A 16,899-nucleotide genomic window follows, 5' to 3' on the forward strand; every position below is an offset into this window, starting at 1 on the left:
CTTCAAAGCTCTTCCGGGGGAGCGCGATGCCGGTCGAGACGCAGGTTGCCCGCCTGACGCAGCATGTCGGCGGTTGGCGCGTGTTCTGCCTCCGGCTCGCCCGTTCCGTGGGTTCCCGAAGCCGGCGCGAATGCTGTTCCGGCAGCACCGACGGCATCGGCTGCGGCAAAGCGCGCTGCCGCTGCCGCCAGGTAGGCGTTGATCCGGTGCTGTTCGGCAATGCCGATCTGGGCAGCGTCGATCGCCCGCCCGGCCTGCTCCATCGCGGCTTCGGCAGCCGATAGCCGCACCGAGGCAAGACCGATCGCAAGGGCATCCGGGGCACGCGCGTCCATCGCCTGTCGAAGCCGCTTTCGGGCGACGCCGATGTGCGCCGCAGCCTCGAGCAGCAGGGCCAGCGCTTGCGGCACGTCCGTGCGCGGCGGTTCGGCGATGGAATGGAGCAGGGCGCCGTTGTCGACGAGCACGTCTTTCAGCAGGACGTGCTCCGGCGGCTGCAGACCCGTGGCGTTCGGCTCGCAGCTGTTGGCGACATAGTGCAGGCCGTCGATCCGGGCGGGCAGCAGGAGTCGGGCGCTCTTCCCGGTATCGGTCCGCGTCGGAACCAGCAGCCAGTCGGCATGGCGGGCGCAGGGCGTACAGAGCGCCTCTCCCCCCAGCCGCCAGCCGACGCCGCTCGCCGCCAGCGGGAGCGGAGCGCCGCTCTCGGCGCCGCGATGAACGGGCCGTGCCTCGCACAGCCTGCCCCCGGCCAGCGCCGCGGGGAAGACCGTGTTCTGCTGGCCCTCCGTCCCATAGCTGCGGACCTGTTCCAGCGCCAGGAAATGGGCGGTGAGGATTTCGGCCAGCGCCGCGGACGTCTCGGACGCGATCGCACAGATTTCTGCCAGCACCACGTTGGATGCGTCGAGGCCGCCGTGCTCGGTCGGGATCGAAACGCCGAGCAGGCCGGACCGGGCCAGGAGGTCCAGCCGTGCCTGCGACGTCCCTGTCGCCGCCGTGGCGATCTCGAAACCGGAGGCGATGGCGTTCGCGATGGCAATCGCTTCGTCCTCCGCGCCGATCAGGGCGGCCGTCCGCACCGGTTGGCCAATCACTGGTGTCGTCCCCATGTCGGCTGCTCCTCGCATCATGCAGTTCAGGACGCACGGACCTTATCAGAGTAGGGAGATCATATTCTATAAAAAATGTATGGATTGATGTTCCCGCCTGTGATCCGATCTGAAAGGATCTGGGCCGCCGGGCAACCTGGCAATTGCCAAGAATGGCTGGAAAGGGGAAAACTGTTTCCGAAATTAGTACATAAAAAAGATAGACTAACTGTGCTAATTCGTCGCTCCACTCTAGGGTCTGTCCGTCTGGAGCTAGGAGCAGAAGATGACCCGCCAAATCCGTTTCAACGCCTTCGATATGAACTGCGTCGGCCACCAGTCGCCGGGATTGTGGGCCTACCCAGGTGACAAGTCCTGGAAATACAAGGACCTGGACTACTGGCAGGATCTGGCGCGCACGCTCGAGCGCGGCATCTTCGACGGCATCTTCATTGCGGATGTGATCGGCTACTACGACGTCTACAAGGGCTCGAACTACCACGCGATCCACCAGGCGGCGCAGCTTCCGGTCAACGATCCGCTCCAGTTAGCAGCTCCGATCGCGCTTGCGACCGAGCACCTCGGCATCGGGATTACCGCGTCGACGTCCTTCGAACATCCCTACACCTTCGCCCGCCGCATCGCGACCGCCGACCACCACACCAAGGGGCGCGTCGGCTGGAACATCGTCACGTCCTATCTGGAAAGCGGTGCGAAGAACGTCGGCGAGGGCGGCCTGCGCCGCCACGACAACCGCTACGAGGTGGCGAACGAATATGTCGAGGTGCTCTACAAGCTGCTCGAAGGATCCTGGGAGGACGGGGCCGTCGTCCGCGACGGGGAGAAGCGCATTTTCACCCATCCGGAGAAGGTCCACGAGATCGGCCACAAGGGCAAGTATTTCGATGTGCCGGGCTACGGGCTGACGGAGCCTTCGCCGCAGCGAACGCCGGTGCTCTACCAGGCGGGGGCCTCGGGACCGGGCAAGACCTTCGCCGCGCAGCACGCCGAATGCGTGTTCGTCGCCGCGCCGACCAAGTCGCTGCTGAAGGCCTACGTCGCCGAAATCCGTGCGCGCGCCGCCGCCGCCGGCCGTGATCCGAAGAAGATCTATATCTACACGCTGCTCACCATCATCACCGACGAGACGGAAGATAAGGCGCAACAGAAATTCGAAGACTACAAGAGGTACGTTTCCTACGACGGCTCGCTCGTCTTCATGTCGGGCTGGACTGGCATCGACTTCGGCCAGTATGCGCCGACGGATCTCGTCCGGAAGGTCGAGACCAACGCCATCCACTCGATCGTCGAGAACCTCGCGGGCGGCGACAAGTCCTGGACGATCGACGAACTCGCGCAGTTCGGCGGCATCGGCGGCATGGGGCCGGTCTTCGTCGGATCGCCGCAGCGCATCGCCGACATCCTGCAGGAGTGGGTCGAGGACACCGATGTCGACGGCTTCAACCTCGCCTATGCCGTCACACCCGGCAGCTTCGAGGACGTGGTCGATTTCATCGTGCCGGAATTGCAGAAACGCGGCGCCTATCCGACCGCCTACAGGCCCGGCACGCTGCGCGAAAAGCTCTTCGGCGACGGCCCGTACCTGCCCGTGTCCCATCCGGCCAACGGCTACCGGGACATCGAGGCGGTCAAGCGGCGGGAGGCGGATGCCGCCTCGCCGGTTTCCACCCTCAAGACGGCGAAGGGCTGAGACCGGTATGGCGAGCCTGCTCGAACTCAGCGACGTATCGCTCTCCTTTCGCGGCGTGACGGCGCTGAATGCGCTGAGCTTTGCGGTGGCGCGCGGCGAGATCTGCGCTCTCATCGGCCCGAATGGGGCGGGCAAGAGCTCGCTGCTGAACGTCATCAACGGCGTCTACCGCGCCGACGCCGGCGACATCGTCTTCGATGGCCGTCGTTTCGAGGCGATCCGGCCGGGCAAGGCGGCGCGCCTCGGCATCGGCCGCACCTTTCAGCACAATGCGCTCTTCCGCCGCCTGACGGTGCGGGAGAACGTGCTGACCGGGCTGTCCCGTCATGGCGGGGCGAGCTTCATCGAGAACGTGTTCCGCTTCGGCCGCGACCGGCAGGAGCGAAGGGACTTTTCCGCCCGCGCCGACCGGGTGATCGCCTTCCTCGGTCTCGACGCCGTGCGCGACCGCATCGTCTCCACCCTGTCCTACGGGATCCAGAAGCGGGTGGACCTCGCCCGCGCGCTCGTCTCCGAGCCGAAGCTCCTGCTGCTCGACGAGCCGATGGCCGGCATGAACCAGGACGAGAAGACGGAGATGAGCCGCATCATCGCCGAGGTCAACCGCGCCTTCGGCACCACCATCGTCCTGATCGAGCACGACGTCGGCATCGTGCTCGGGCTCGCCCATCACATCGTCGTCCTCGACTACGGCCGCAAGGTCGCCGACGGCGCGCCGGACGCGGTGCGCAACGACCCGGACGTCATCGCCGCCTATCTCGGCACGGTTCACTGAGGAGACGGTGATGGCATTCTTCCTGGAAACGCTGATCGCGGGCCTCTTCGCCGGCCTCATGTACGGCCTCGTCGCCATCGGCTTCGTGCTGATCTACAAGGCCTCGGGCGTCTTCAATTTCGCGCAAGGGGCGATGGTCTTCCTTGCGGCGCTCGTCTTCGTCACGCTGGTCGAGCGGGGCGTCCACTTCTGGGTGGCTTTCGCGGCGACCTCGGCGCTGATGGTTCTTGTCGCGATCGCCATCGAGGCGCTGGTGCTGCGGCCCCTGCGCAACCGCGATCCGCTGACGCTGTTCATGGCCACGCTCGGCCTGTCCTTCGTCATCGACGGCGCGACCCAGTTCTTCCTCGGCACCGACGTCCACATGCTCGACATCGGCATCGAGGACATCGCGCAGGACTATGGCGGGCTGTTCATCAGCCAGTTCGACATCATCGCATCCCTCATCGTCGTCGCGCTCGTCGCCGCGCTCGCGCTCGTCTTCAGCAAGACGCGGATGGGCATTTCGCTGAGGGCCGTCGCGGACGATACGCTGGCGGCGCAGTCGATCGGCATCCGGCTGCCGGTGATCTGGCGCATCGTCTGGAGCGTTGCGGGTATCGTGGCGCTGGTCGCCGGTCTTCTCTGGGGGGCGCGGCAGGGCGTGCAGTATTCGCTCTCGCTGGTGACGCTGAAGGCGCTGCCCGTGCTGATCATCGGCGGCTTCTCGTCGATCCCCGGCGCGATCGTCGGCGGGCTGATCGTCGGGGCCAGCGAGGCGCTTGCCGACATCTATCTCGGCCCGCTCGTCAACGGCAGCGTCTCCACCTGGTTCGCCTACATCCTCGCCGTCGCCTTCCTCCTCGTTCGCCCGGCCGGTCTTTTCGGCGACCGCGACATCGAAAGGGTCTGACCCATGACCACCCTTCAGGACACGCTCCCCGACACCGGCCCGGCCGCGCCCATCCTTTCGAATGCCGCGTTGCTGCGCCTCGCAGTCGTCGCTGCCGGTCTCGTCGTCGCCTTCGGCATCGTTCCGGCCGTCGCGCCCGACTACTGGCTGAGCTCGATCATCATTCCGACCGTCGTCATGGGGCTTGCGGGCATCTCGCTCAACCTGCTGCAGGGCTATGCGGGACTGGTCTCGCTCGGCTCGGCCGCCTTCATGTCGGTCGGCGTCTTCTCCGCCTACAATCTGATCCTGCGCGTGCCCGGCCTGCCGCTGCCCGCAGTTCTCCTGCTTTCCGGGCTGATCGCGGCGGCCGTCGGCGTCTTCTTCGGACTGCCGGCGCTGCGGATCAGGGGCTTCTACCTGGGCGCCTCGACGCTCGGCGCGCAGTTCTTCTTCCCGTGGCTGTTCACCAACTACCCGTGGTTTTCGAACGACAGCCAGTCGTTGACGATCTCGGCCCCGCGTCTCGAATTCCTCGGCTACGACCTGCAATCGCCGCTCGGGCGCTACCTGTTCGTCGCCACCGTCACGGCGCTCCTGATCGGTCTCGCCTTCCTGGTGGTCCGCAGCCGGCTCGGCCGGGAATGGATGGCGATCCGCGACCAGGAGACGGCCGCGTCCGTGCTCGGCATCCGCGTCGCCCGCCGCAAGCTGCAGGCCTATGCCATCAGCTCCTTCTTCCTCGGCATCACCGGCGTGCTCTGGGGTTTTGCCTATCTCGGCACCGCCGACGCCCACACCTACAATCTCGACAAGTCGTTCCAGGTCCTGTTCATCGTCCTCATCGGCGGAACGGCGACGATCTTCGGCAACTTCCTCGGCGCCGCCTTCATCGTGCTGACGCCGATCCTGCTCGACCATCTCGTGCTGGCGGCGAACATCGCCTACCTCAGCGACCAGGGGGCGATCACCAACCTGCAGCGCGTCATCTTCGGCGCGATCATCATCTTCATCCTGATCAAGGAGCCGGACGGGCTGTCTGCCTGGATCCGGCGGGGTGCGGAAGCACTCCGGGCGCGGCCGAAAACCTAGCCGCCGCCCAGGTTCCGTGCGGATCGGGCATGGCGCCGGATCTTCCGCCCGTTGTCGAAAGCCCCGGCGCCATCCTCTCGAGCAACACCATGGGGGTAACCATGTCGATACTATCCAGAACGCTTGCGCTGGCGACCAGCGCCGTGATCGCCGCCGCCACGCTGACCGGGCCCGCAACTGCGCAGGACGCGACCGGCCAGCAGCTCTATCCGCTCTTCACTTATCGCACCGGCCCCTATGCGCCCTCCTTCATCCCCTTCGGCGCCGGCAACATTGACTACCTGCGCTACGTCAACGAGGTGGAAGGCGGCGTCAACGGCGTGAAGATCCTGATCCAGGAATGCGAGACGGCCTACACCATCGAGCGCGGCATCGAGTGCTACGAGCGCTACAAGGGCGGCTTCAACGGCGCGCTGACGGCCGCCATCTATCCGCATTCGAGCGGGCTGGACGTGGCGCTGACCGACAAGGCGCGCCTCGACAAGATCCCGATCGTCAGCCCCGGCGGCGGCCAGAACATCGCCACCGACGGCCGGGTCTTCCCCTACCAGTTCCCGCTGATCTTCGACTACTGGAGCGAGGCGCAGATCATCGTCGACTACATCGCCCAGCAGGCCGGCGGCTATGACAAGCTGAAAGGCGTGAAGATCGCCACGCTCTACCACGATTCCGGCTACGGCCGCGACACGATCGAACCGCTCGGCATCCTCGCCAAGAAATACGGCTTCGAGGATATCCAGATCCCGGTCCCGCATCCGGGCGAGCAGCAGCAGGCGCAGTGGCAACAGATCCGCCGCGCCGGTGCCGACTGGGTGTTCCTGCGCGGCTGGGGCGTGATGACGCCGGTGGCGATCAAGACCGCCGCGCGCGTCGGCTTCCCCGCCGACCGCATCATCGGCGACATCTGGAGCGGCTCGGAAGACGATGCCCGTCCGGCGGGCGCCGCCGCCAAGGGCTATCTCGCCGTCTCCGTTTTCCCGCCGGGCACCGACTACGGCATCCTGAAGACGCTCAAGGAGAAGATCGTCGACGCAGGCCGGTCGGATCTGAAGGACAACAGCAAGTTCGGCACGGTCTACTACAACTACGGTGTGATCGAGGCGATCACCTTCGTCGAGGCGCTGCGCACCGGCCAGAAGAAATTCGGCAACCGGCCGCTGACGGCCGAGGAAGGCCAGTGGGCGCTCGAAAACCTGAACATCGACCAGAAGCGCATCGCCGAGCTTGGCGCCGAAGGCCTGATCAGCCCGCTGAAGACGACGATCGACAACCACAAGGGCGAGACGATCGCCGCCAAGATCATCCAGTGGAACGGCGAGACCTGGGACACCAGGACCGACTGGATCAAGGCCGACGCCACCCTGTTTGCCGACGTGATCAAGGCCAAGGCCGCTGCCTACGCCGCCGAGAAGGGCATCACGCCGCGCCAGGACGCCTCCAACTGAACGCAAGCAAGGGATCGCCGATCATGACCGAACCGAAAGCCGGCTTCCTCGAAGTCCGCAACGTGGAGGCCCTCTATGGTCAGGCGATCCTGGCCGTGCGCGACGTCTCGCTCAAGGTGGAGGAGGGCAGCATCGTTGCCCTCCTCGGCGCCAACGGCGCCGGCAAGTCGACGACGCTGAAGGCGATCTCCAATCTGCTCGGGCCGGCCCGCGGCCGGGTGAGCAAGGGCGACATCCGCTGGCGCGGCGAACCCGTCAGCGCGCTATCCGCCTCGAGGCTCGTTGCCCGCGGCATCGTGCAGGTGCTGGAGGGACGCCACGTGTTCCCGCAGCTGACGGTGGAGGAGAACATCCTCTCCGGCGGGTTCGTGCGCAGGCCGTCCCGCAGTGCGCTCAGCGACGGCCTCGAGCAGGTCTACACCTGGTTTCCCCGCCTCAAGCAGAAGCGAAGGACCAAGGCCGGCCTGACCTCCGGCGGCGAGCAGCAGATGGTCGCGATCGGCCGCGCCCTGATGACGAAGCCGAAGCTCGTCCTGCTCGACGAGCCGTCCATGGGGCTGGCGCCGATCATCGTCCAGGAGATCTTCGAGATCATTCGCGGCTTGAACCGGGATTCCGGCGTGAGCTTCCTGCTCGCCGAGCAGAACGCCAGCCTGGCGCTCAAATATGCCGACCACGGCTACGTTCTCGAAATGGGGCGGGTCGCCCTTTCAGGCACCGCCGCGGAACTGCGCGCCCGCGACGACGTGCACGACTTCTATCTGGGCGGTGCGCAGTCGCGCGTTCCCCACTGATTTTCAGCCAACAAGGAGCAGTCGCTGCCATGACCTTCGTCTACAGGGAAAACGTCCAGGGCGCCCGGCCGGATCTCTTGCAAAAATACGCCCCGGTGTTCCGCCGGATCGCCGAGGGTGCGCTCGAGCGCGAGCGCCAGCGGGTGCTGCCGCACGAAGAGATCAAATGGTTGAAGGAGGCGGGCTTTGCCGCTGTCCGCGTTCCCCGCGAACAGGGCGGCGACGGAGGGTCGCTGGTCGACCTGACGGCGCTTTTGATCGCGCTCGGCGAGGCCGATTCCAACATCCCGCAGGCGCTGCGCGGCCACGTCGTCTTTTCCGAGGACCGGATCTTCGCCGATCCCAGCCCGGAGCGGGACGTCTGGCTGAGGCGTTTCGTAGCCGGCGAGATTGCCGGCAACGCCTGGACCGAGATCGGCAATGTCGGCCTCTGGCAGACAGCAACCAGCGTGAAGACCGTGGACGGCATCTTCCGCCTCGACGGCCGCAAGTTCTACACGACCGGCAGCATCTTTGCCGACTGGATTGATGTCCTGGCGCGTCGCGAGGACGGCGTCGACGTGCTGGCGCTGGTCCGCGCCAACTCCGAAGGCGTCACCGTCAGCGACGACTGGGACGGCTTCGGCCAGAAGACGACGGGCAGCGGCGAGGCGGTCTTCCGGTCGGTCGCGGTCGATCCGGACAACATCCTTCCGTTCGAGGCGCGCGTTCCTTACCAGCATGCGCTCTACCAGCTCGTGCTCCTGGCTGCGCTCGCAGGCATCGGGCGCGCGATTGTGCGCGACACCGCCGAGCAGGTGCGCAACCGGACGCGCGTCTACAGCACCGGCACCGGCCCAACAGACCGTCAGGACCCGCAGATCCAGCAGGTGGTGGGCCAGCTTGCCGGCTTCTCCTATGCGACCGAGGCGGCCACCTTGCGCGCCGCTGCCGCCATCCAGCGCGCCTTCGAGGCGAAGACGGCCGGCCCGGACGCCGTCAAGGCCGCGACCGAGGCGGCCCATGTCGAGGTCTATTCGGCGCAGATCGTCGTGACCGAACTCACCCAGCGCGCCGGAAGCCTGCTCTTCAACGCGCTGAGTGCCTCGGCTGCCCGCGACAGCCACGCGCTCGACCGCCATTGGCGCAATGCCCGCACGATCTCCTCGCACAATCCGGTCATCAACAAGGAGCGGGTGATCGGCGACTGGCATGTCAACGGCGTCGTGCCGCCGATCAACTGGTCGATCGGTGTGCCCACGCCGCCGGTGGCATAGGCAGCCGGCAACCTCCGCCGGCTTGTTGGCGGTGAGCGGCGGCAGCGCCTGATCGGTGGCACGGACGCCGGCGCAACGGCGTGGTGCGCGAAAGGCCCGGCTGGGGGCAGCGTTAGGAGAAAAAACTCATCCTTGCGTGAAGCTTGGATTTTGCGTTCTCGCAGTTCGCTAAATTCTATAGATTATATGTTTTAACAGAATTTCTCACGAGGGGACGTCATGAAAATTTCGCGCCGCATATTCTCGACCGCACTCGCAGCCTCGCTCGCCATGCCGCTTCTGGTCGAAACCGGATGGGCGTCCGACAAGGTCGTCCGCATCGGTTACCAGAAATACGGAACGCTCGTTCTGCTCAAGGGGAAGGGGCTATTGGAAGAGAAGCTTGCGAAGATCGGCTACACGGTAACATGGACCGAGTTTCCCGCAGGCCCGCAGCTGCTCGAGGCGCTGAATGTCGGTGCGGTCGATTTCGGCACCACCGGTGAGACGCCGCCGATCTTCGCACAGGCCGCCGGCGCGCCGCTCATCTATGTCGCGCACGAACCGCCGGCCGCCCGCGGCGAGGCGATCCTCGTGCCGAAGGACAGTCCCATCAAGACGGTGGCAGACCTCAAGGGCAAGACGGTTGCGCTGAACAAGGGATCGAACGTGCACTTCCTGCTGGTGAAGGCGCTGGAAGAGGCCGGCCTCAAATACACCGACATAAAGACGACCTTCCTGCCGCCGGCCGACGGCCGCGCCGCCTTCGAGCAGGGGGCGGTGGATGCCTGGGTCATCTGGGATCCCTTCCAAGCCGCCGCCGAGGTGGCAATCGAGGCCCGTGAACTGCGAAACGGCGAAGGCATCGTGCCGAACCACCAGTTCTATCTCGGCGCCAGGCCCTTCGTGGAGGGCAACCCCGAGGCGGTGGACGTGGTGATCGAAGCCGTCGCGGCGATCGACGAGTGGGCGAAGGCCAATACCGCTGCCGCCGCCGCCGAGCTCGCGCCGTCCGTCGGCATTCCCGAGGACGTGCTTGCCGTCGCGCTGGAACGTCAGTCCTACGGCATCAAGGCCATCGACGAGAGCGTGATCAAGCAGCAGCAATCGATCGCCGACACCTTCTTCGACCTCGGCCTGATTCCGAACCGGATCTCGATTGCGGATGTCGTGCGCAAGGGTGGCGCCTGATGGCCGAGACGTCGGTGGCCGGCTACGCTGCCGGCGACATTCGCAGCCCCGTCCTGAAGGGCCTGGGGAGGGCGCTTGCGCCCTGGGCCCTTCCCATCGTGCTGCTGATCGCATGGGAGATCGCGGCCCGCACCGGTCTCGTCACGGCGCGCCTCATGCCGGCGCCAACGACGATCGCCGCGGCGTTCTGGAGATCGCTTCTGGACGGCTCGCTGCTCTTCCACACGCTCGCCTCCACGCAGCGCGCCCTGATCGGGCTTGTCATCGGCGGCGGGCTCGGCTTTGTGGCGGGGGTCGTCAACGGCCTGTGGAAGCCCGCCGAGACGCTGTTCGACAGCACGCTCCAGATGGTGCGCAACATCCCGCATCTCGCGCTCATTCCGTTGGTGATCCTCTGGTTCGGCATCGACGAGACGGCCAAGATCTTCCTTGTCTCCATCGGCGTTTTCTTCCCGATCTACATCAACACCTTCTACGGCGTGCGCACGATCGATCCGCAGCTCGTCGAGATGGCCTCCGTCTACGGGCTTGACCGCAAGGCCCTGATCCAGCGCATCATTCTGCCCGGCGCGCTGCCGTCCATTCTCGTCGGCCTGCGCTACGCCCTCGGCTTCATGTGGTTGACGCTGATCGTTGCCGAGACGATCTCGGCAACGAACGGCATCGGCTACATGACCATGAACGCGCGCGAGTTCCTGCAGACTGACGTCGTGCTCCTGGGCATTATCGTCTATGCGCTTCTCGGCAAGCTCGCGGACGTCGCGACCCGCGCCATCGAAAAGCGTGTGCTCCTCTGGCACCCGGCCTATCAGGTCAAGCAGGGGGACCGGCAATGAGCGTGGCCGATTTGCATGAGCCTGAAAGCGCTGGCGGCCTGCCGATAGCCCTGACCCGGGTCGAAAAATCCTTCGGCAGGCTCAGTGTGCTCGGCAATCTCAACCTGGAGATTCCCGCCGGCCAGTTTCTGGCGGTTGTCGGGCGGTCGGGGGGCGGCAAGTCGACGCTGATGCGCCTCATCGCGGGCCTCGACACGGCGAGCAGCGGCGGCGTCAGCATCGGCGGGCGCAAGGTCGAGCGGCTCCATCCCGCAGTGCGTCTGCTCTTTCAGGAGGCACGCCTTGTACCCTGGCAGCGCGTCGGCGAGAATGTCGGCATCGCCCGCGGCGTCGACTGGCAGGCGCGGGCACGGCGCGTCCTTGCCGATGTCGGGCTGGAGGGGCGCGAGAACGACTGGCCCACCGTGCTCTCCGGCGGACAGCGGCAACGCGTGGCGCTGGCCCGGGCGTTGGTCAGCGCGCCGCAGATCCTGCTGCTCGACGAGCCCTTCGGTGCCCTGGACGCGCTGACGCGCATCGAAATGCACCGCCTGCTGGAGCAGATCTGGTCCGACAGGGGATTTACGACGGTGCTGATCACCCACGACGTCGCCGAGGCCGTCGCGCTGGCCGATCGGGTCATCGTGCTGAAGGAGGGCGGCATCGCGCTTGACATCGACATCGATCTCGAGCGCCCCCGGCAGGAGCTTGCCGATCCGCGGGCCGTCGATCTCCAGCGGCAGATCCTCGAAGCGGTCTGATCCCGTCCGGTTCGGCCGCGAGGCCGGGACGATGACGGGCGTGACAGCGTCCCGCCGGAAGCGGATGGCCTTTCGTCGAAGCGCGACGCGGCCGCGATCGGCCGGACCCTGTTTAACCGGCATCGTTGGAAACGAAAAAACCGTTCGGGTTGCCCCGAACGGTTGCTGCGCGTCTGCGGGTCGACGATTACGACGCCGATGTGAGCTTGACGTTGCCGCCGTGGCCGCCACCGCCGAAGACGTGGCGGGCGCCGAAAGAGGAGCGGAGCTGGCCGTGCGGGCCGGGCAGGCCGAGCTCGGGGAAGAGCAGTTCGGAGACCCGGTAGGCTTCTTCGAGATGCGGGTAGCCCGAGGCAATGACCGTATCGATACCGAGCGCCTGGTACTCGCGCAGGCGGGCGGCGACGGTCTTCGGCGAACCGACCAATGCGGTGCCGGCGCCCGAACGCACGAGGCCGATGCCGGCCCAGAGGTTGGGCGAGACTTCCAGCTTGTCGCGACGGCCGTTGTGCAGCGCCACCATGCGCGCCTGGCCGACGGAATCGGAGTTCTTGGTCAGCACTTCCTGTGCCGCGGCGATGGCCTCGTCGGAGAGCTTCGAGATCAGCCGGTCGGCCGCCTCCCAGGCTTCGTCGTCCGTCTCGCGCACGATGAAGTGCAGACGGATGCCGAAGGAGGCCTCGCGGCCATGGGCGGCGGCGGCCTTGCGGGCGTGGGCGATTTTTTCGGCCACCTGCGCCGGCGGTTCGCCCCAGGTCAGGTACTTGTCGACGAGGCCGCCTGCGAAATCGATCGCGGCATCGGAGGAGCCGCCGAAATAGATCGGTGGGCGCGGCTGCTGCACCGGCGGCAGGCCGAGCTTGGCGTCGATCGCCTTGATATACTTGCCGTCGAGCGTGGAATGGCCGGTCTCGATCAGCTCGTTGAAGACCTGGAAGAATTCGGCGGCGTGGTCGTAGCGCTCGTCATGCGGCAGGAAGATGCCGTCGCCGGCCAGTTCCTGGGCGCTGCCGCCGACCACGATGTTGAGAAGAAGCCGGCCGTTCGAGACGCGGTCGAGCGTCGAAGCGAGGCGGGCGTAGTAGGCGGGGGTCGCGGTGCCGGGGCGGATCGCCACGAGGAACTTCAGCCGCTCGGTGCGGGCGGCGAGGTCGGCGGCCAGCACGAAGGATTCCTCGCAGGCCGCGCCGACCGGGATCAGCACGCCCGAATAGCCGAGACGGTCCGCGGCGACGGCGATCTCGCGGAAGTAGCCGGGATCGGCCGGCCGGGCGAGTTCGTCCGAACCGAGATAGGAACCATCGCCCGAGCTGGGGATGAACCAGAGGAAATCGAGAGGCTGGTCGGTTTTGGTCATGAAATATCATCCTGCATGGGCGGGCTGTCGATCAGGGGGCAGGCTTCCGCCTGCCCGGTCGCGGACAGAATAATAAATTCTATAGTTTGAGTAAGGAATTATATTTCTTCCTGGGTGGGCTCCTGGGATTTTTCGTCGCCGGCAGGCCCTGAACGGGGCCGGGGCTATGGGCGCCTTGCGCCCGCCGTGAGCTTGTTCTCCAGCCAGCGGCTGTAGCGCGACGCGCCGAAGCAGATGACGAAATAGACGACGGCGACAACGAGATAGGCCTCGTTGTAGAAGCCGAGCCATTGCGGATCGGCGGCGGACGCGCGGGCGGCGTTCAAGAGGTCGAAAATGCCGATGACGGCGAGCAGGGAGGTGGCGAGCAGGAAGCCGATGGCAAGGTTCACCATGCCGGGAATGACGATGCGCAACGCCTGCGGCAGGATGACGAGCCGCTGCGTGCGCCAGTAGCCGAGCCCCAGCGCCGTCGCCGCCTCATGTTGGCCGGAGGGGATGGCTTGCAGGCCGGCGCGGATGACCTCGGCGATGTAGGCGGCCCAGAACAGCGTGATCATGACGATGGCGCGCAGCATCTTGTCGAGGGAGAGCGCGTCCGGCAGGGCCATCGGCAGGATGAGCATGGCGACATAGAGGATGGCGACCATCGGCGTGCCGCGCATCAACTCGATGTAGAGCACCGAGAAGGTTCTGAAACCTCCGAGCGTCGAGCGGCGGGCAAGCGCCAGGAGCACGGCGATCGGCGTTGCCGCCGCAAAGCAGACGGCCCAGACGAAGAGCGTTACCGGCAGGCCGCCCCACTGGTTCGAGGCAACGGGTGTCGACGTGAAGGCGCCTTGCATCAGAAGCCAGCAGGCAAGGATGGTCAGCGGCCAGGCGATGAGCAGCGTGCGGCCCCACAGGCGCGGCAGCGCACTCGCGGTCAGGATCGCCGCCAGGAGCAGGATGACGAGTGACGGCCGCCATTGCAGGGCCGGCGGGTAGAAGGCGAAGAGGATGAAGCGCAGCTTGGCCGTCACGAAGGCCCAGCAGGCACCCTCACGCGTGCAGGACGTGGCATTTCCCGAGAAGGTGGCATCGAGCACCGCCCAGCGGAACAGCGGCGGCAGAGTCTGCGAGAGCAGCAGCAGCGTCGCGACGGTGACCAGTGTGTTGGCGCGCGTGCCGAAGAGGCCGGTGCGTAGCGTCGTGAGCAGACGGGGGGAGGCGGCGGTCATCGGGTGGAGCCCCGCAGCGCGACGCGGTTGTTGTAGAGGTTCATCAGGGCGGAGAGCGCGAGATTTATCGCGAGGAACGTGCCGATCAGGATGATCAGCGCCTCCATCGACTGGCCGGTCGTGTTGGCGGTGGTGTTGACGATGCTGACGAGGTCGGGGAAGCCGATGGCCACGGCAAGGCTCGAATCCTTGGTGAGATCGAGATAGCTCGAGGTCGTCAGCGGCGTGATGACGCGTAGAGCCTGCGGGAGCACGACGAGGCGGATGATCTGCCCGTCATGCAGGCCGAGCGCGCGGGCGGCTTCCCACTGGCCGGTGCCGACCGACTGGATGCCGGCGCGCACGATTTCGGCAATCAGCGCGGAGAACTTGACGACCAGACCGGTGAGGAGGGCTGCGAATTCCGGCGACAGATTGAGGCCGCCGCGGATGTTGAAGCCGGCAAGGGCAGGCACCTGTACGACCGGCCGGCCGCCGGAGAGCGCAAGCACGAGCAGGACCGCGATGACCGCGGTCGCGGCGGTGGCGGCGCCGGAGCGGCGTGACAGCCGGCCGGAAAGACGGAGCAGCAGCCAAAACACCCCGCCGAGGGCGCCGGCAAGCGCCAGTGCGGGGAGGAGGCCGAAGGGGCTACCCTCCAGCGACAGGGAGGGAATGGAGACGCCGCGATTGGTGAGGAACACGGCGCCGAAGAGGGCGGGCGCCTGGCGCGGGGCGGGCAGGGCCTTTGCCAGCGCCATCCAGAAGAACAATTGCAGGAGCAGCGGCGTGTTGCGGGTGATCTCGATGAACCAGCGCACGAGGCCGGAGAGCAGGAGATTACGCGACAGGCCGGCGACGCCGATGACGACGCCGAGCACGGTGGCGAGCAGGCAGCCGAGCAGCGAGACCTTCAGCGTGTTGAGAAGGCCGGCGGCGATCGCCCTCAGATAGGTGTCGCCCGCGCGAAAGGGGATGGCGCTTTCGCCGATCTCGAAATTGGCGGAGCTGGAGAGGAAGCCGAAGCCGGGCAGGATGCCGACGCGCGCCATGGTCTCCAGCACGTTGGAGACGAACAGCCAGCCCAGAAGTGCCAGCACTCCCAGGAAGGCGAGCTGGCCGAGTGGCCAGCCGCCCCACCAGGCGCGAATCCTGCCGAAGCGGCCGGGGCTCTTGAGCCCCGGCGCGGCGGTGCGGAACAGGCGTCTGTCGGACATCAGCGGAACGGCGGCGAATAGAGCAGGCCGCCATCGGTCCACAGGCTGTTGTAGCCGCGTTCCCAGCCGAGCGGCTTGAGGTTGCGGTCATAGATCTCGCCGTAATTGCCGACGGTCTTGATGATGTTGTAGGCCCATTTCGGATCGAGGCCGAGGTCCTTGGCAAAGGACGGATCGACGCCGAGGAAGCGCTGGATGGCCGGGTCCTCCGATTCCAGGAACTCGTCGACATTGGCCGAGGTGATGCCCCATTCCTCGGCCTGGAGGGTGGCGTTCACCGTCCAGTTGACGAGCTCCAGCCAGCGGTCGTCGCCGCCGGCAATCGCCGGTGCGAGCGGTTCCTTGGAGAGGCGCTCGGGCAGAAGCACGTAGTCGTCCGGCTTCTTCAGCTGCGTGCGCTTGCCGACGAGGTCGGAGGAATCCTGCGTGATCGCGTCGACGCGGCCCGATTCCAGCGCATCGATGAACTGGCCGGTGTCCTCGATGGTGACGGGCGTGAAGGTCTTGCCCGTCTTGCGGAAGAAGTCGGCGACGTTGAGTTCGCCGGTCGTGCCGCTCTGCGCGCCGATCGTGGCGCCATCGAGATCGGCGGCCTTGGTCACGCCGAGGTCCTTGCGCACCAGAATCCCCTGGCCGTCATAGAAGACCGTCGGGCCGAAGTGGAAGCCGAGCTTGAAGGCGCGGGTGGTGGTGACCGTCACGCCCGACAGCAGGATGTCGAACTCGCCGCTCTGGAGGGCGGGAAGGCGCTGCTGCGGCGAGGACGAGGTGAACTCGACCTTGTCGGGCGTGCCGAAGACGGTGATGGACAGCGCGCGACCGAAATCGATGAAGAAGCCCTGCCATTGGCCGTTGCTGTCGGGCGCGAAGAAGCCGGGCGTCGTGCCGACGCCGACCTTGATCGCACCGCGCTGGTTGATCTTGTCGAGCGTCGGGCCGGCATGGGCAAGGCCGGACAGCATCGTGGTTGCCAGGAAGGCGGCGGCAGCGGCCGACTGCATCGCTCGCCGGATGGTATTGTGCGCTATCATATTGAAATGTCCCCATTTTCAGAAAGAACTGAGCTTCCGTCGCATGGAGGTTCCGCCAAGCGAGAGAAGATATATCTATAATATCTATAAAAAGAGTATGATTAAGAAATGTGCATCCCAAATTGTTGGATGATAGAGGAAATTACTTCCGTGGGCTTGAGGATGAGGCACTGATTCCGATCTCCGCCCTGAACGAGGCGTGCTCGCGAACGGCGCGGGTGGCATTGGCTGGTGGGATGTCTGCGGCGTCTCTCCGTCCTTGATGGGGATACCCTTGAGCGAGGAGCAGACTGTGGCGACGGCTGGGTGGCAGG

Annotated in this window: 15 protein-coding genes; 10 read left to right on the forward strand and 5 right to left on the reverse strand. The window is 66.1% G+C overall.

The window, feature by feature from the left end; translation table 11 throughout:
* Positions 1-2: 2 nt before the first annotated feature.
* Positions 3-1,112 carry an acyl-CoA dehydrogenase family protein gene (locus P0086_RS08765; protein ID WP_275784718.1) on the reverse strand — a complete coding sequence of 370 codons (1,110 nt, stop codon included), beginning with the start codon at positions 1,110-1,112 and terminating at the stop codon, positions 3-5.
* 265 nt (positions 1,113-1,377) lie between these two features.
* On the opposite strand from P0086_RS08765, the gene P0086_RS08770 reads away from it, so the two are divergent.
* The 10 genes from P0086_RS08770 to P0086_RS08815 all read left to right on the forward strand — a co-directional run bounded on the left by P0086_RS08770 (position 1,378) and on the right by P0086_RS08815 (position 11,781).
* Positions 1,378-2,802, forward strand: a complete 1,425-nt coding sequence (locus P0086_RS08770) for an LLM class flavin-dependent oxidoreductase (protein ID WP_275784721.1) — start codon at positions 1,378-1,380, stop codon at positions 2,800-2,802.
* Between the two features lie 7 nt (positions 2,803-2,809).
* A complete protein-coding gene (locus P0086_RS08775) occupies positions 2,810-3,577 on the forward strand; it encodes an ABC transporter ATP-binding protein (RefSeq protein ID WP_148655631.1) in 768 nt (255 codons plus the stop codon).
* 10 nt (positions 3,578-3,587) lie between these two features.
* A complete protein-coding gene (locus P0086_RS08780; RefSeq protein WP_275784724.1) occupies positions 3,588-4,469 on the forward strand; it encodes a branched-chain amino acid ABC transporter permease in 882 nt (293 codons plus the stop codon).
* A 3-nt stretch (positions 4,470-4,472) separates the two neighbouring features.
* On the forward strand, positions 4,473-5,540 hold the full coding sequence (locus tag P0086_RS08785) for a branched-chain amino acid ABC transporter permease (protein WP_275784726.1): 1,068 nt from the start codon (positions 4,473-4,475) through the stop codon (positions 5,538-5,540).
* Positions 5,541-5,569: 29 nt separating this feature from the next.
* A complete protein-coding gene (locus tag P0086_RS08790; protein ID WP_275784730.1) occupies positions 5,570-6,985 on the forward strand; it encodes an ABC transporter substrate-binding protein in 1,416 nt (471 codons plus the stop codon).
* Between the two features lie 23 nt (positions 6,986-7,008).
* Positions 7,009-7,779 carry an ABC transporter ATP-binding protein gene (locus P0086_RS08795; RefSeq protein ID WP_275784733.1) on the forward strand — a complete coding sequence of 257 codons (771 nt, stop codon included), beginning with the start codon at positions 7,009-7,011 and terminating at the stop codon, positions 7,777-7,779.
* A 29-nt stretch (positions 7,780-7,808) separates the two neighbouring features.
* Positions 7,809-9,035 (forward strand): acyl-CoA dehydrogenase family protein, encoded by a 1,227-nt coding sequence (locus tag P0086_RS08800; protein ID WP_275784735.1) that lies wholly within the window; start codon positions 7,809-7,811, stop codon positions 9,033-9,035.
* A 219-nt stretch (positions 9,036-9,254) separates the two neighbouring features.
* Positions 9,255-10,205 carry a sulfonate ABC transporter substrate-binding protein gene (locus tag P0086_RS08805; RefSeq protein WP_112594963.1) on the forward strand — a complete coding sequence of 317 codons (951 nt, stop codon included), beginning with the start codon at positions 9,255-9,257 and terminating at the stop codon, positions 10,203-10,205.
* Positions 10,205-11,041, forward strand: a complete 837-nt coding sequence (locus P0086_RS08810; RefSeq protein ID WP_112594965.1) for an ABC transporter permease subunit — start codon at positions 10,205-10,207, stop codon at positions 11,039-11,041. Before P0086_RS08805 ends, P0086_RS08810 begins: the two co-directional genes overlap by 1 nt.
* Positions 11,038-11,781 carry an ATP-binding cassette domain-containing protein gene (locus P0086_RS08815; RefSeq protein ID WP_275784737.1) on the forward strand — a complete coding sequence of 248 codons (744 nt, stop codon included), beginning with the start codon at positions 11,038-11,040 and terminating at the stop codon, positions 11,779-11,781. The genes P0086_RS08810 and P0086_RS08815 overlap by 4 nt, the downstream gene beginning before the upstream one ends.
* A gap of 187 nt (positions 11,782-11,968) precedes the next feature.
* Here the strand turns inward: P0086_RS08815 and ssuD are convergent, their stop codons facing one another.
* The 4 genes from ssuD to P0086_RS08835 all read right to left on the reverse strand — a co-directional run bounded on the left by ssuD (position 11,969) and on the right by P0086_RS08835 (position 16,555).
* Entirely contained in the window at positions 11,969-13,138 is a 1,170-nt protein-coding gene (gene ssuD / locus P0086_RS08820; RefSeq protein WP_112613201.1) for an FMNH2-dependent alkanesulfonate monooxygenase, read from the reverse strand.
* A gap of 164 nt (positions 13,139-13,302) precedes the next feature.
* A complete protein-coding gene (locus P0086_RS08825; RefSeq protein ID WP_275784740.1) occupies positions 13,303-14,358 on the reverse strand; it encodes an amino acid ABC transporter permease in 1,056 nt (351 codons plus the stop codon).
* On the reverse strand, positions 14,355-15,554 hold the full coding sequence (locus tag P0086_RS08830; RefSeq protein WP_275784742.1) for an ABC transporter permease subunit: 1,200 nt from the start codon (positions 15,552-15,554) through the stop codon (positions 14,355-14,357). The genes P0086_RS08825 and P0086_RS08830 overlap by 4 nt, the downstream gene beginning before the upstream one ends.
* Positions 15,554-16,555 carry an amino acid ABC transporter substrate-binding protein gene (locus P0086_RS08835; RefSeq protein ID WP_275785254.1) on the reverse strand — a complete coding sequence of 334 codons (1,002 nt, stop codon included), beginning with the start codon at positions 16,553-16,555 and terminating at the stop codon, positions 15,554-15,556. The genes P0086_RS08830 and P0086_RS08835 overlap by 1 nt, the downstream gene beginning before the upstream one ends.
* Positions 16,556-16,899: the final 344 nt, after the last annotated feature.

The sequence above is a fragment of the Mycoplana sp. MJR14 genome, assembly GCF_029210525.1.
Classification (GTDB): Bacteria; Pseudomonadota; Alphaproteobacteria; order Rhizobiales; family Rhizobiaceae; genus Mycoplana.

What these genes read in the sequence shown, in the direction of transcription:
- P0086_RS08800 (WP_275784735.1), top strand. Translation starts at nt 7,809, where the DNA reads ATGACCTTCGTCTACAGGGAAAACGTCCAGGGCGCCCGGCCGGATCTC.
- P0086_RS08830 (WP_275784742.1), bottom strand. Translation starts at nt 15,554, where the DNA reads ATGTCCGACAGACGCCTGTTCCGCACCGCCGCGCCGGGGCTCAAGAGC.
- P0086_RS08775 (WP_148655631.1), top strand. Translation starts at nt 2,810, where the DNA reads ATGGCGAGCCTGCTCGAACTCAGCGACGTATCGCTCTCCTTTCGCGGC.
- P0086_RS08835 (WP_275785254.1), bottom strand. Translation starts at nt 16,555, where the DNA reads ATGCAGTCGGCCGCTGCCGCCGCCTTCCTGGCAACCACGATGCTGTCC.
- ssuD (WP_112613201.1), bottom strand. Translation starts at nt 13,138, where the DNA reads ATGACCAAAACCGACCAGCCTCTCGATTTCCTCTGGTTCATCCCCAGC.
- P0086_RS08790 (WP_275784730.1), top strand. Translation starts at nt 5,570, where the DNA reads ATGGCGCCGGATCTTCCGCCCGTTGTCGAAAGCCCCGGCGCCATCCTC.
- P0086_RS08770 (WP_275784721.1), top strand. Translation starts at nt 1,378, where the DNA reads ATGACCCGCCAAATCCGTTTCAACGCCTTCGATATGAACTGCGTCGGC.
- P0086_RS08805 (WP_112594963.1), top strand. Translation starts at nt 9,255, where the DNA reads ATGAAAATTTCGCGCCGCATATTCTCGACCGCACTCGCAGCCTCGCTC.
- P0086_RS08825 (WP_275784740.1), bottom strand. Translation starts at nt 14,358, where the DNA reads ATGACCGCCGCCTCCCCCCGTCTGCTCACGACGCTACGCACCGGCCTC.
- P0086_RS08815 (WP_275784737.1), top strand. Translation starts at nt 11,038, where the DNA reads ATGAGCGTGGCCGATTTGCATGAGCCTGAAAGCGCTGGCGGCCTGCCG.
- P0086_RS08795 (WP_275784733.1), top strand. Translation starts at nt 7,009, where the DNA reads ATGACCGAACCGAAAGCCGGCTTCCTCGAAGTCCGCAACGTGGAGGCC.
- P0086_RS08780 (WP_275784724.1), top strand. Translation starts at nt 3,588, where the DNA reads ATGGCATTCTTCCTGGAAACGCTGATCGCGGGCCTCTTCGCCGGCCTC.
- P0086_RS08765 (WP_275784718.1), bottom strand. Translation starts at nt 1,112, where the DNA reads ATGGGGACGACACCAGTGATTGGCCAACCGGTGCGGACGGCCGCCCTG.
- P0086_RS08785 (WP_275784726.1), top strand. Translation starts at nt 4,473, where the DNA reads ATGACCACCCTTCAGGACACGCTCCCCGACACCGGCCCGGCCGCGCCC.
- P0086_RS08810 (WP_112594965.1), top strand. Translation starts at nt 10,205, where the DNA reads ATGGCCGAGACGTCGGTGGCCGGCTACGCTGCCGGCGACATTCGCAGC.